This is a genomic window from Leisingera sp. ABM4_101 (assembly GCF_056158725.1).
Window position 1 is genome coordinate 13,709 of the sequence record NZ_JBSWTV010000002.1, and the last position, 14,789, is coordinate 28,497.

Here is a 14,789-nt window from a genome sequence, read left to right on the forward strand (position 1 = left end):
CCCCGGAAAGGCAGAACCTTCCCCTTGCGCGGTCATCGGCTTCCCAGCCTGTACCGCAAGCCCAGCGTGGCGCGGCATGGTTAATTTTTCCCTTCCTCTCGCCGGAAATATCCCGGGGGAGCCGCGGCCTGCCGCGGCGGGGGCAGCGCCCCCGGCACCGATGAAACCACACAAGACACTGGAGGAGCACATGGCACTCGACCGCTGGATCGCACTTGTCATCCTGATGATTTGCCTTGCCTACGGCTATGCGGCCTTCTTCACCATGGACGCCGGACTGCCGCCGTTCATGAAACGCAACCCGATCTGGCCCAGCACCTTCCCAAAGATCCTTTCGGTGATGGCCATCCTGACGGCATTCTACGTACTGCTGGGGTTCGAAAAAGGGGCGGATGATCCGAAACCGATGGACATCAACTACCGCCGCCTGACCGATTATAACCTGGGTCAGGCGCTTACGCTGCTGGGGCTGATGGCGGCCTATGCGCTGCTGCTGCGGCCAGTGGGCTTCCTGCCCGCGACCACCGGTTTCCTGGCCGCAGGCGCCTGTGTGCTTGGCGAGCGTAAGCTCTACATCCTGCTGCCGGTCGCTGCGGGGTCTGCAGGCGTAGTCTGGTACCTGGTACAGGAAGTGCTGGGGATCTTCCTCAGCCCCTGGCCCGCAATTCTGACAAACGGAGGCTGATATGCTCGAAGGCATCATGGTCGGGCTTGGAACGGCCTTTTCCCTCACCAATCTGCTGATGGTCATCGGCGGCTGCCTGATCGGCACCTTCATCGGCATGCTGCCGGGGCTGGGGCCGATGTCGATCATCGCCATCATGATCCCGGTGGCGATCTCCATCGGCGACCCTTCCGCCGCGCTGATCCTGCTGGCGGGCGTCTATTACGGGGCGATCTTCGGCGGCTCCACCTCGTCGATCCTGATCAATGCGCCGGGGGTGGCCTCAACAGTGGCAACGTCGTTCGACGGTTACCCGCTGGCGCGCCAGGGCAAGGCCGGCAAAGCGCTGACCGTGGCCGCAATCTCTTCATTCTCGGGCGGCACCATCGGGGCCGTCCTGCTGATGATCTTCGCCCCGGCACTGGCGACGGTGGCGCTGCTGTTCCACTCGGCCGAGTATTTCGCGCTGATGGTGGTGGGGCTGTCGGCGATTGCCGCCTTTGCGGGCTCCGGCCAGGTCGGCAAAGCTCTGTTGATGACCCTTCTGGGGCTGATCATGGCCACGGTGGGCGAAGGCGCGCTGTTCAACATGCCGCGCTTCACTATGGGGATCATGGACCTGCAGTCCGGCTTTGGTTTCATCACCCTGGCGATGGCGATGTTTGCCCTGCCCGAGGCAATGTATCTGGTGCTGGACCCGTCCCGGTCGAACACCGGTGGCGGCAGCAGCGAGATCAAGGACCTGCGCATCACCAAGGACGAGGCCAAGGCGATCACCCCGGTCATCGGGCGCCAGTCGATCCAGGGCTTTCTGATCGGCGTGCTGCCCGGTGCCGGCGCCACGATCGCCTCTTTCCTGGGCTACGCGGTGGAGCGCAACATCGCCTCCAAGGAAGAGCAGGAGCAGTTCGGCAAGGGCTCGATCAAGGGCCTGGCCGCGCCGGAAAGCGCCAATAACGCGGCCTGCACCGGCTCCTTTGTGCCGCTCTTGACGCTGGGCATCCCCGGCTCCGGCACCACCGCGATCCTGCTGGGGGCGCTGATTGCCCTCAACGTCTCGCCCGGCCCCCGCCTGATGGTGGATGAGCCGCAGATCTTCTGGGCGGTGATCATCTCGATGTATCTGGGCAACCTGATCCTCTTGATCCTGAACCTACCACTGATCCCCTATATCGCCAAGGTGCTGGCGGTGCCGCGCAATTACCTGATCCCCTTCATCCTGTTCTTCACCCTGATGGGGGCCTACATCGGCCAGAACAACGCCACCGAGCTGTTGATCCTGGTCGGGCTTGGCATCTGCGCCACCGTGCTACGGTTTGCCGACTATCCGCTGGCACCGTTGCTGATCGGCTTCATCCTGGGATCGATGTTGGAGGACAACTTTGCCCGCTCCATGCAGCTCTATGACGGGCTCGGCTTCATCCTGGAGCGGCCGATGACTCTTGGCCTGCTGGCTCTGGCCGTGATCCTGGTGGTTCTGCCCAGCTACCGGGCCCGGCGCGCGCGGATGCGGGCCGAGGGTGCAGCCGACGCCGATTGACGGCTGCAGCGGTCTGCCTCCCCTGGGCAGCAGGCGGTTGGTCCCTGCTGTCCTTTCCCCTTGCTAAAACGCCTGAAGAACCGGAGCGTGGCAAGACTAATGAACGCCAGCCTGGACGAGCTGCCACCTAGTGCGGTGTTCCATCTGTCAGCTCCTCCAAAAGAAAGCTCATCAGCTGGTTCTTACCGGAAAGCCCCGACTTGGAATAAATCGAATGTGTCTGCGCCTTCACAGTCCCAACAGCTGACGTGCGGATCTCTGCGATTTCGGCATTGGAACATCCTTTGAGAACCAGTCTTGCGACCTCCCGTTCCGATAGCGTGAGTTCCCATGCGTCGTAATGCGCTTCCAGCAGCCGGTTGAAAGAGCCGGACGCCGCCTGCAGCCTTTCCGCCATCGAGTCAGCGGCCTGCCGCATTGCCCGGACTTCCAAGCTCAGCACCGCCACCGCGCACAACAGTCCGGCAGTGACCAGAAGTTCAAGGAAATGATAGTCTTCCCAATCTTCCCACCATTCCGGCTGGGCAAATTCGATCGCTCCTTCGATCAGCATTAAAACCGCAGAGGCCGCAATTATCGCAAACGCTGCTTTTACCTTGCCGCCATTGTAAGTCATCTACTGTCTTCTTTGCTTCGTGCAGGCCCGCCGGCTGAAGGCCGGGACAGGCTTATTACACATCCTCTTTGCCTGGCTGCAATCAGACAGGGCAAAAAGATGCAACAGATCCGCACAATAAGTTGCGAGGTGTTTCAAGAACGGGCACTGCTTGCGGTCCAAGGCTGGCGCTCGCCGCGGCCGGAAGGCCACGGCGGGTCCACGTTATTGAGATTTAGCCGATCACGTCCCAGACATAGTCTGTGCCGATGATGCTGCCGTCGGCAGCATAGTTTGTAGTCTTTATCTCAAACGGCCGGTCCCCGTTCAAATCCTCTTGGATGCGGGTGGTCAGGATGCCGGCTTCAAACAGTTTCGTGGTCCTGTCGCCGTTATCCCAGCTGGCCACTTTTCTCGACAGGTTGCCATCAGCATCGAAGTAACGTTCCAGAACACTCCACGCAGCGCGGCTTTGGGCACCGCTGCCGTCGGTGATAACCTGTTTGATCCGGATGCCACCGTCATAGATGTTCTCCCGGACCTGCGTGGTGCCATCGTCAAAGACCACCTCCACCCGCTGTACCTGGCCGTTGGCGTCCAGGGTCCGCACCAGGGTCTGCCAATTGGCACTGCTTGCGCTGTCAGTGCCGTCGGTCACGGTCTGGCTGGTTCTGACACCATTGGTGTAGGTGTTCTGCTTGGTCCGTGTGGTGCCATCGTCGTAGACGATGGCAGCCTGCAAAATGTTCCCATCGGCATCCATGCTGCGCAGGATGCTGTCCCAGCGGGCGCTGCTGGCACTGCCTGCGCCGTCGGTCACTGTCCGGGTCGCAAGCACACCGTCTGCATAGGTGTTATGGATGGTGCGGGTGGAGCCGTCGTCAAACACGATCTCGCTCTGTGCCACCTGGCCGCTCCCGTTGAGCGTCTGAGTGCGCGACGCCCAGGGTTTGGCGCCGCCATCTGCACCGGGATCGGTATAGGTGACGGTGTCAATCGCACCGTCCTTGTAGGTGACCGTTTTTTCTGCACCACCACTGGTTTCCTTCAGCTCATAGACGGCCTGACCGTTCTTGCGCAGGATCAGCGAAACAGGCTGCGCACCGTTCCAGGCAATTTCTCCAACCGTGCCGTCGCCAAAGAGGAGGGCCTCAGTGCCAGCTTGCAGGGTGTCGCTGCCTTCATCCAGCCCGTCCAGCGCATTGGTATCCGTTACAATGATACCGCTGCCACCTGCAGAAAAGGCAAAGGCGAATTCGTCGCTGTTGCCCAGGAAGGCTGCATAATCAAATCCGGCACCGCCTGAAATCACGTCATCGCCGCCCAGCCCGGTGAGGGTGTCATTACCGGTTCCACCGGCCAGGGCTTCATTTGCAGGCGTGCCGGTGATGCTGAGGTGGTCCAGCGCTCCCTCTATGGTGACTTCCAAAACAGCAGGGGTGCCGTCCAGCGCCTCCGCTGCAAAGCTGTCTACAACGCTTTCGCCCGGCTCCAAGTGATCCAGAACAGCGGTCCGGGTATATGTCCAGCTTCCGTCCGCGGCGAGGCTGAGGCTGCCATAGCTGCCCACGAAGCTGCCTGGCGCCATTTGCGCCGGGCTGTCAGGGTCAGAGACAGCAATCTGCCCGCTTACACTGCTGCTATCTTCGGATATTCCGGCATGAAGCTGCCCGGAGAAGGCCGCTGGATTGTTCACTCCGGTCACTGTGACCTCAATAGCGCCGGTGGACGTCCGCCCGCCTGCGTCCGCAACAGTGTAAGGGATCCGGACCACCGCAGACGCACCTCCGGACTGCAATCCGTCATAGGCGCCATTGGGGTCAAAGGTAACAGTACCGTCCGCATTCAGCGTCGCGATGGCACCGCTGGCCAGCGAAACGCCTTCCCCCGCCGTAACCGGGGTGCCGTCCAGCGATGTGATCACCAGCGCGCTGCCTTCAGGGTCGCTGTCGTTAGCCAGGGGAGCGAGGGAGACCGTGCTGTCCTCTGTCGTTACAGCTGTGTCATTGGCGACCTCAGGCGCGTCATTCACTGCGGTCACTGTGATATCCAGCGTCGCCGTAGCGGTGCCGCCGTTGCCATCCGAAACAGTATAGATAAGTTGCTCGGACCCGTTAAAATCCGCATCCGGCGTGTAGGTGACCTGCCCCCCGAAGAACTCAGCCTGGCCGTTCCTCGCACCGGTTACTCCGGTCACAACCAGGAAGTCGCCATCCAGTTCCGCGTCATTGGCTGTGACATCAATGGTGACCGGCGAGTCTTCGGCGGTTACGATACTGTCGGGCGCGGCCAAGGGGGCGTCCTGCACTGGCTGCACAACTACGGTGACAGTCCCGGTGGAGACCAGAGCCCCATCGCTCAGCACATAGGTAAAGCTGTCGTGGCCAAAATAGTTGACCGTTGGAACATAAGTCACTGTTCCATCACTATTTATCTGCACAGAGCCATGTCCCGGCTTGCCCAAGCTGGTGACGCTAAGTGCAGCGCTGTCCGGATCTCTGTCATTGCCCCGCGGATCAAAGGTGAGGCTGCCGTCTTCCGCCACTGTCACACTGTCGGCATTCGCAACCGGTGCGTCATTTATTGCGGTCACGGTAATATCCAGCGTTGCGGTTGCAGTGCCGCCATTGCCATCCGAGACAGTATAGACGAGCTGCTCGCTGCCGTTGAAATCCGCATCCGGCGTGTAAGTGATTTGGCCGCCAGTGAACTGAGCCTGGCCATTCGCCGCACCGGTGACGCCAGTCACTGTCAGAGCTTCCCCATCCAGCTCAGTGTCATTGGCTGTGACATCTATTGTGATTGCAGTATCTTCAGTGGTTACCGCGCTGTCTGGTGCAGCCAGAGGGGCGTCCTGCACCGGCTTCACGGTCACGGTGACGGTTGCTTGTGCGGTGCCGCCCTGGCCGTCGCCTGCCCTATAGGTAAAACTGTCGGTGCCAAAGAAATTGGCTTCTGGCGTATAGACCAGCTGGCCGTTCACGATTTCAACTGTGCCGTTGGAACCATTGGATGCTTCCGCAATCAGCAGGCTGGAAGATTCCGCATCGCTGTCATTTGACAGCACATCAATGGTGACCGCGGTATCCTCATTGGTGGCGGCAGTGTCATTTGCCGCTACCGGCAGATCATTCACTGGAGCCACATTGACCGTTAGGATGCCGGTGCTGCTGCCCCCCTGCCCGTCGGAGACCGTATAAGTGATCACTTCGGTGCCATTGAAATTCGGATCGGGCGTATAGGTGATGCTGCCCGCCGCAGTGAAGCTGACGGCGCCATTGGCCAGGTCGGCAACTGCGGTCAGGGTCAGCGGGTTGCCCTCGGCATCGGTGTCATTGCCCAGCACACCCAACGTTACCGCAATGTCCTCCTGCGTAGAGACGCTGTCGGGCACCGCGACAGGGGCATCGTTGATGCCTGTCACGGTGAACTGGATGCTTCCGGTGGACATACCGCCCGCCCCGTCGGACACCGTGTAGCTGACCGTTTCAACGGCATTCTGGTCCTTTGTCAGATGGTCGTAGTTGCCGCCCGGGAACAGGCTGACGGTGCCGTCGCCGTTCAGGAAAACCAGCGCACCGCTGGCAAGGCTCACGAACTGCCCCGGCTGCACGGCGGTGCCGTTCAGCGCGGTGATGCTCAGCTGGCCGCCATCCACATCGCTGTCATTGGCCAGCGGGTCCAGTGTCTGGGTGGCGCTTTGCACTGCGCTTGAGCTGTCATTCATCACCGCCGGCGCATCGTTCACCGGGGTCACGGTTATGTCCACCGTGGCGGAGGCGGTGCCGCCATTGCCGTCCGAGACGGTATAGGTCAGCTGCTCGGCACCGTTGAAATCCGCATCCGGCGTATAGGTGATCCGGCCGCCGCTGAAATGCACCTGGCCATTGGCCGCGCCGGTGACGGCGGTCACGGCCAGGGCCTGCCCGTCCAACTCGGTGTCGTTTGCGATGACGTTGATCACCACAGCCGTGTCTTCTGCCGTGATTGCGCTGTCGTCCACCGCAACAGGCACGTCTTGCACCGGCTGCACGGCCACAGCGATGGTGGCCGTCGCGGTCAGCTCGCCGTCGCTCACCGTGTAGGTGAAGCTGTCGCTGCCGAAATAATTTGCATCCGGCACATAGGTCACGGTGCCGTCCGCGTTGATCTGCGCGCTGCCATGGGCGGGCGTGCCCAGGGCGGTGACGCTCAGCGCGGTGGCTTCCGGATCGCTGTCATTGCCGCGCGGATCGAATGTGAGGCTGCCGTCTTCTGCCACTGTCACGCTGTCGGCATTAGCAACCGGTGCGTCATTCACCGCGGTCACACTGACGGTGACGGTCGCCGTGGTGGTGCCGCCGAGCCCGTCCTCGCGGGTGTAGCTGAAGCTGTCGGTGCCGTTGAAATCGGCATCCGGCACATAAGTAATCGTCTGGCCGGTCTGCACGATGGCGCCATGCGCCGGGGTGCCAACGGACAAGACTGCTCCGGTGAAACCATCCGGGTTCAGGTCGTTGCCGGTCAGGTCCAGCACCACCTGCTTATCCTCTGCCGTAGTGACACTGTCGTCCACCGCGGTGATCGGATCATTGACCGGAGCTACCGTGACGGTGATGGTCGCGGTGCTGGCGGCACTTTCCGGCTGGAACTCAGACCCCACGTAATAGGTGATCGTTTCGGTGCCGCTGAAGTTGGCGACCGGAGTATAGCGGATGGTGCCATCCGGCAGCACCTCGGCACTGCCATTGGCGGGCTGATCGACCCGGTGCACCACCATCGCATCGCCATCCGCGTCGCTGTCGTTGGCCAGCACGTTGATGACGACAGCGGTGTCCTCGGCGGTGGCAGCGGTGTCGTCCGCTGCGGCCACGTCATTGTCGACATAGACCGAGACAGTGCCATTGACCGGCGTGTAAGCGTGGATTGCACGCTCAAAGAAATTGTACTCGAAGGTGGCAATGCCGTGGAAGCCGGCATCGGGCGTGAAATTGACCCGCCCCCCCGACTGCGACAAGAGAATGGCGCTGGGGCCGGTCATAATTCCCGGATGGCTGTGGCTGACGTAGTTAGCGGTCTGGCTTTCGCCTGCATAGCCGGTGACAGTGCCGTTCACCCCAAACCCGGCTGATGTCACAAAGCCATTCAGGGCGCCGTCAGGATTGACGTCATTGGCCAGCAGATCCGCGGTATGAACGGTAAGCAGTTCATCCGGGCGGATACGGTAGATATCTTCGTGCAGAGTGATCGGATCATAGGTGTTGTTGAACAGGACCTGTTGAGTGTGCGCCACCTCGTGGATGCCGTCCGAGACAACAACTGGCACATAAACAGTGCCGACAAAGTTGGCATCTGGAGTGACCGTAAATGCCCCGTCCCCATTGTCAATCACTGTTGCATTGGCAATGTTTTCGGTCTGAATGCTGACAACCGTTAGCGTATCACCATTCCGGTCGAAAAAGGACGCTGTGCCGGAAACCGTAAGCGGTGCATCTTCCGAGCCTTGAACAATATAGTTAACCGCATAGGGGGCTTGCTCGTCTATCAGCGTGACGCTGATTTGACCGCTGTAGGCGTTGTGGCCGGCTTCATCCCGGATTGCGTAATACAGCTGGTAGGTTCCTGGACCAAGGTTCGACGCGGGGTTCCAGACGATCTGATTGTCGATGATCTGTACCGGACCTGCCTGATGCGACCAGGCATTTGCCCCCCAAATAGTAATGGCGCCGCCCTCGGGGTCGATGTCATTGGCAACCGCATCAATCACCACCGGCCCGCGGCCGATCGTTGCAGTCACCGTGTCATTCACGATGGTCGGCGCATCATCCACCGCCACGTAATTCAGCGAGACTGTGGCTGTCTGGGTACTCACACCGTCGGTGGCGTCATAGGTAAAGGTGACCGGCCCGTTGTAGTTCAGCGGCGGGGTGTAGACGATCTGGCCGTTTACGATCTGAGCAGTCCCCACATTCGGGGTGCCAACGCTGACCAGGCTGACAGGATCGCCGTCCGGGTCGGTATCGTTGGCCAGCACATCCAGCGTTGCGACCTGATCCTCCAGCAGGATGCGGCTGTCGTCCTGCGCGGTGAATAGGTCATCCACCCCGGTCACAGTCACCGTGACAGTGGTGGTGGAAGCATAGCGCCCGTCGTCCAGCGTATAGGTAAAGGAATCGGTACCGGTCTCCCCCACGCCCAGGCTGTTGAAGCCCGCCCCCGGCGTATAGGTGAAGGTGCCGTCACCGTTATAGACCACCGTGCCGCCGCAGGTGCCGGTGCTGTCATACTGCGTGACAACCGCATCTTGCGCACCCGGGTCCAGGTCGTTGGCCAGCGCGTCGATGGTGACCGGCGCGTCCTCAGTGGTGGTGGCGCTGTCGGCATAGGCCACCGGATTGTCGGTGAAGCCCGCAATATTGATGGTGACGGTGGCGGTTGTTGTCGTGGTCCCGTCTGAGACCGTATAGGTGAAGGTATCGGTGCCCGACTGCCCGTCGATCAGCCCGTCAAAGATATCGGCCGGGTCATAGGTGAACTGGCCGGTGCCCGGCACCCTCGTCACAGTGGCGCCATGAGCCGAAACCGCGTCAAAGGACACGATCTGCACATTGGCGAGGCCCGGATCGGTGTCATTGGCCAGCACATCGCCGGTGGTTAGCACCGTGTCCTCGTCGGTGCTGAAGGCGCCGCCGCTGTCATCCCGCGCAACCAGCGTGCCGTCCACCACAGTCATCTCCCAGATGGTGGTGCCGCCGGCGCTGGCGGAGGCTGTATTGAGGTCCAGCAGATCAGGCGAGATGAAGGTGGCCGTCGTGCTGCCGAAAGTGACGGTATAGGTGTAATTTCCGGCACTGCCGCTGCGTGCCAGAGACGGCGCAGTGGTGCCATCTGGGCCAGAAAACACCAGCACGTCGCCAATTGCCGCATCTGCCAGCACATCGGCGCCGTCGTTCTGGCCGAACAGGAACCGGTCATTTCCAGCCCCGCCGCGCAGGGTGTCGTTGCCGCCGCCGCCGCGCAATGCGTTGCCGCCCGCATCCAGTGAGATCGCCTCGCCGTGCGCGGTGCCGGTGATCGCCTCAAAGCCGGAAACAGTATCGGTGGCCGCCAGGGTGCCATCGCCGTTCAGAATGCGGATGCTGCCGTTGCCATTGGCATCCAGCCCAGAGAAGTCGACCGAATATGCTGCATCCAGACGGCTGTAGTCGAGGGTGTCGTAATCGCTTTCCCCGGCAATGGTATCGTTGCCAAGGCCCGCGTAATAGGTGTCGTTGCCTGCCCCTAGCGCCACATTGTCATTGCCGCTGCCAGTGCCGATGCTGTTGTTGATCGCATGACCGGCAATTGAGGGCCGGAAATCCGGCTCGTAATCCAGCCAGTCCACCATATCGACAGTGATGTTGCCGCCGGTCAGATGGATTTCCTCGAAATTGACATAGCTATTGACATAGCTGGTGGGCAGAGCACCTTGGCTGACGCCGGTGACAAAATCGTAGGAAAAGCTGGCGGACTGGAAAGTGCCGATATCGGCAAAAACCATCGAAGAGCCTGTCATGTCCAGGGTCAGAACATCGTAGCCTTCGCCGCCATCCACGGTGGCACTGCGGTAAACGTTCTGCAGCGTAAACCGGTCGTAATACGAAACCAGAGCACCCGGGGCCCAGGTGTCTGTGACAGTGTCATCACCTGCACCCGCAAAGAGCTCGTCAACTCCCGCGCCGAGATCGACACTGTCGTTGCCGCTGCCGGTAGTGATGCGGTCATTGCCGGCCCCGCCCGAGACCGTGTTGCCGCCATTGCCGGCTGTGATGGTATCGTAGCCGTCGCCGCCAAAGATCTCGTTCGCGGTATCCCCCGTTGTGATGCTGTCATTGCCAGCGCCGCCGGAAATCAGGTTGGCGCCCTGCAGGTCGGTGATCACGTCATGCCCGGCGCCGCCCATGATGACATCCCGGCCGGCGCCGCCGTCCAGCGTGTCGTTGCCGCTGCCGCCCTGCAGCCGATCGGCGGCGCCGCCGCCCAGCAGCGAGTCATGGCCGTCGCCGCCATAGAGCTGATCCCGCCCGTCGCGCCCGTGCAGCGTATCGTTACCCGCCTGGCCGCGGATGCGCGAACCCGCATTCAGCGCATAGATAATGTCGCTGTACTGGCTGCCGACAGCCCATTCGAACCCCTGCACGGTGGCAGTTGTATCGGTGTGGACCAGAACGTCATAAAACACATGAAGAACAAAAGGCGGCGCGTTGGTGCCTTGCGCATGGGTTCGCATCCAGGTTGCGCCACTCTCCAGATCCAGCGAGGTCACGAAATAGGTCTTGGCCTGGATATACGGCTCCGGCGCGCGGTTCACGTCCGGGGTCAGGATCTCAAACGTGTCGACACCCGCACCGCCCTGATAGGTGGCGCCATTGACCAGTTCGCCCGCGACGTAGTCATGGCCCGCGCCGGCATCAACGGTAATGAACTGGCTGCTGTTGTCGCCATAGCTGACCGAGGTGACCTGCCCCTGCCACAGGGTGATGCGGGCAGTGACGCTGCGGCCGCTGTCGACAATCAGCGTGTCGCCATAGGCTGACCCGTAGATATGAGACTGCGAAACACCGTCTGTCGCATTCTCCGCCGTCAGCTTCACCGCATAGGCAGACTGGCGCATATCAAAGAGGCGCAGGCTGCCGGTGTGGAACTCCTCAAAGTTCTGATGCGTGGCAATGGTGCGGAAGTTGGACGCATCCAGACCGTAAAACTGCCCGGTGACATAGCGCACCGTGTTGTGGTCGATGACGATATCGCCGGTATAGCCCGCGGCATTGCCCTCAGTCAGGCCAACCGTGCTGAGCAGATCCCAGCCGTCGCCGCCATCAATAAGCCCCGCAGTGACAGTCTGGTAGTAGGGGCTGGCACCGGTGCCGCCCGCGGCGTCTTGCGCGAAATTGAACGAGTCGTTGCCCGCCAGCAGATTGACCGGCCGCCCGGCCGGCGCGTACACGGTATCCACATTACCGCTGGCGTTGAAAACAGCGGTGTCCTTTTCCAGGATGTACAGCCCGCCATTGATCGCAGTGGGCGCATTGGTGACGTGGATCAGGTCCCAGGGATTGGTCGTGTTGGGGTCTACGCCCGGGAAAATTACGTTTGATGCGGAAAATATCGGCCGGGTTTCCCAGACCCCATTATACGCAAAGTAATACCGAGTTGCGCCCTCGTTCGGGTCCAGGTTCAGCGTCAGTTCCTGGTAATACTTCCCGTAGCTGCCGTACTGCGCCCGGATCTGCGCCGACAGCCCGGCCATGAAGCTGTCGCTGCCAAATCCGCCATAGGCATCCGCAATTGCCTGTGCCTTCTGGTAGGTTTGGTCGAAGCTGCCGCTGTTGCCGCCGGTGGCCTGGTACCACCAGTCCGGCAGGGTGCCGCCGTTGTCATGCACCGCGGCCTCGATCAGCCCTTGGGTAATTGCCGTCGGCGACAGATCAATCAGCCCGTCGGCTCCCATCTCTGCGTTGGCAGCTGCCGAAACGATGATCGGGGCGATATAGTCAAAGAAATAGTCTGACACTCCCCAGGTCAAAACCGAGGTGGCCATCTGCACCGCAATGGTCAGCAGGGTCGCCGGATCGCCATCGCCCTTCACCGCCGCGGCAATGCCGGGTGCCAGGTAGGTGGCAAAGTTGACGATGTTCACTGCCGCTTTCGCGGCCGGCGGCAGCGGCAGAACCGACAGAATGCCGGTTGCGGTTTTCACTGCCGCTGCAACCGTCAACCCGATCACTTCCGGGCTGGTATCGCCTGCCGCGAGCTTCTGAAAGTAGCCCCGCGCGTCAGCCAGATCCTTAACCGCGTTTGCCACGCCCCGGTTGAACTGAGCCTGCTCCTCCGGCGTACTGGGCAATACCACCGCCACGGATGGGTTGGCCGCGATCTGCGCCTGGAACTCCGCCAGCATGTCAGAAGACAACTGGTCCGCCCGTGCCTGCAGCTCGGCATCAGTGAAATTGGCATTGGGCTCCGCCGTCAGGCCGGAGACCTGGTTGACCTGCGCCAGCAAGGACTCGGCGATCTGGCTGACCGCTTCAACCGACAGCGGGTTGGCAACGCCGTAGCCCTGCTCGCCCGCCAGCAGCGCCGCGGAGATATCAATATTCTCCTGCTGCAATTCCGCCGCGGTCATCCCCTGGCCGCTGCTGCCGTATAACCCTGCATCGCTCAGATCCAGCAGCGGCTCGCTGCCGCCTTCTGCTGCGCGCAAATAGGCTTCGTAAACCGCAAAGGCCCCGGCATCCGTCGTGACAGTCTTGACCACCCGTTCTCTCCTGCGCTGCCCAGAGTTCCGGGCGATCATCCGTTGCATCAGAGAACGCATGTGCCGCAGGCAGAAAAGGCGCTCTGATAAGCGCCTTGTCAAAATTTCAGCCTGGCGTGTTTCCCTGCCCGGCGCCCCGCCTCAGCCCTGCGCCCGCGATGCTTCTGCACCGTCTTCGCCTTTGATCGCACTTGATCCCCGCGGGCACAATAAACCTAGGCTCAAAACGCATAAACCAACGGTCAGGACCACATAAACTTAAGGTATAAGCGCCGAGTTATCTTTGTCTTTTGTTAGGGTTCGTTCTGATTGGACGGCACGGGAGCATGTCTGCTCCTGATGCGCGTGCATTATTCCAAAACGGCAACTCCGCCCAAGCGCCTGGCGGAATGCAGAATGTAGAATGTAGAATGTAGAATGCCCGCGATGCTGGGCGGCACGGCAGAATAGCAAAACCCGCCGTGCCGCCAGTGTCTTTTACACGGTGCCGAGTTCTTCGTCCTTGCCGCCGCGGATCACGAAATGCGCGAAGGGACGGTCTTTCAAATTGCCGTCCGCGTGGAATGCCACGTCCATCCCATAGCCGGTATAGTCCACGTCCTTTCCAGCCCGGACCGCCTCCAGCAGCCTGACAACGCCGCCGGTCTTCTCCCCGCTGCCATTGGTGATGGCAAGGATCTCCTTGGTATAAACCGTGGCGTCGGCGCTGCCCGCCTTTTCCATCGCCGCCGCATGCACCGCCAGACTGTCGGCACAAAGCGCGGAGAACGGCAGAAAGCTGCCCGGCTCCGTCCCCATCAGCGTCTCGAATTCCTTGTACGCGGGGGAGCTGATGTCATTGGTCGCCTGCAGGTGGTGGATGCCCTCGCCCACCTCATTGCCGACAGCGCTGATGAACTTGCCGCCGCCATTGGTGCCTGCACTGGCCGCGATTGTCAGCGTGTAAAGTTCGGCCTCATAGCCGCCGCGGTACCATTCCTTGGCAATCGAGGTGAATTGGGTGACATAGGCAGGCAGGAATACGGCTGTCACATCCGCGCCCATCACCTGATCCACTTCTGCGCGAAACGACGGCTGATCGGGTTTCACCTCGGCCTGCACCACGACTTCACCGCCACCTGCTTCGATGGTTTCCACGAAAGGTGCGATCATTGACTGGGTAAAGGCGGTCTGAACGGCCAGAATGCCGACCTTCTTGTGACCCGCAGCCAGCATCGCCTTGGCCGGCGGCACCCCCCATTCGCGGCCTGTGGCCTGGAACCGCCAGATCAGCCCGCCGTTGTCGCCCTCGGTGATTGCGTCCGCTGCACCCAGGCAGCTGAGAGACACGCCCTTTTCAATCGCCAGCGGTTTTACCGCCAGGGTCGGCCCGGAACCCCACATCCCGATAATGGAGCTGACCTGATCCACATCCAGCAGCTTGCGCGCGGCCCGCACGGCGGATGTCGGGTTGGTTTCGCTGTCCTCGGCGAAAACCTCGATCTCCCGGCCGCCCAGGATGCCGCCTGCGGCATTGATCTGTGCTGCAACCACCTGGGCAGCCTTGACGATATTCGGCCCATAGGACGCGCCGCCGCCAGTGAGTGGCGAGATCATACCGAATTTAACCGGGCCATTGCCGGCAAGTGCAGGCAGGGGCAGGCTGCCCACGGAAATGCCCGCAGCGGCGCTGCCCAGGAACCTGCGGCGGCTCAGGGTAAGTTGTGTCATGGTG

5 protein-coding genes are annotated in these 14,789 nt (G+C 61.4%); 2 read left to right on the plus strand and 3 right to left on the minus strand.

The window, feature by feature from the left end; genetic code table 11:
- Positions 1 to 190 precede the first annotated feature (190 nt).
- Together ACXAEK_RS01185 and ACXAEK_RS01190 are read left to right on the plus strand one after the other, a co-directional pair.
- Entirely contained in the window at positions 191 to 685 is a 495-nt protein-coding gene (locus ACXAEK_RS01185; RefSeq protein ID WP_475039317.1) for a tripartite tricarboxylate transporter TctB family protein, read from the plus strand.
- A gap of 1 nt (position 686) precedes the next feature.
- The gene (locus tag ACXAEK_RS01190; RefSeq protein ID WP_475039318.1) at positions 687 to 2,204 is read left to right on the plus strand and encodes a tripartite tricarboxylate transporter permease; all 1,518 of its coding nucleotides are present in this window, start codon (positions 687 to 689) and stop codon (positions 2,202 to 2,204) included.
- Positions 2,205 to 2,331: 127 nt separating this feature from the next.
- Here ACXAEK_RS01190 and ACXAEK_RS01195 read toward each other — a convergent pair whose 3' ends face one another.
- The 3 genes from ACXAEK_RS01195 to ACXAEK_RS01205 form a co-directional block, all read right to left on the minus strand.
- Positions 2,332 to 2,820: a helix-turn-helix transcriptional regulator gene (locus tag ACXAEK_RS01195; RefSeq protein WP_475039320.1), complete on the minus strand. Its 489-nt coding sequence runs from the start codon at positions 2,818 to 2,820 to the stop codon at positions 2,332 to 2,334.
- Positions 2,821 to 3,034: 214 nt separating this feature from the next.
- Positions 3,035 to 13,075: an Ig-like domain-containing protein gene (locus tag ACXAEK_RS01200; protein ID WP_475039321.1), complete on the minus strand. Its 10,041-nt coding sequence runs from the start codon at positions 13,073 to 13,075 to the stop codon at positions 3,035 to 3,037.
- Between the two features lie 477 nt (positions 13,076 to 13,552).
- Positions 13,553 to 14,785 (minus strand): ABC transporter substrate-binding protein, encoded by a 1,233-nt coding sequence (locus tag ACXAEK_RS01205; protein WP_475039323.1) that lies wholly within the window; start codon positions 14,783 to 14,785, stop codon positions 13,553 to 13,555.
- Positions 14,786 to 14,789 lie beyond the last annotated feature (4 nt).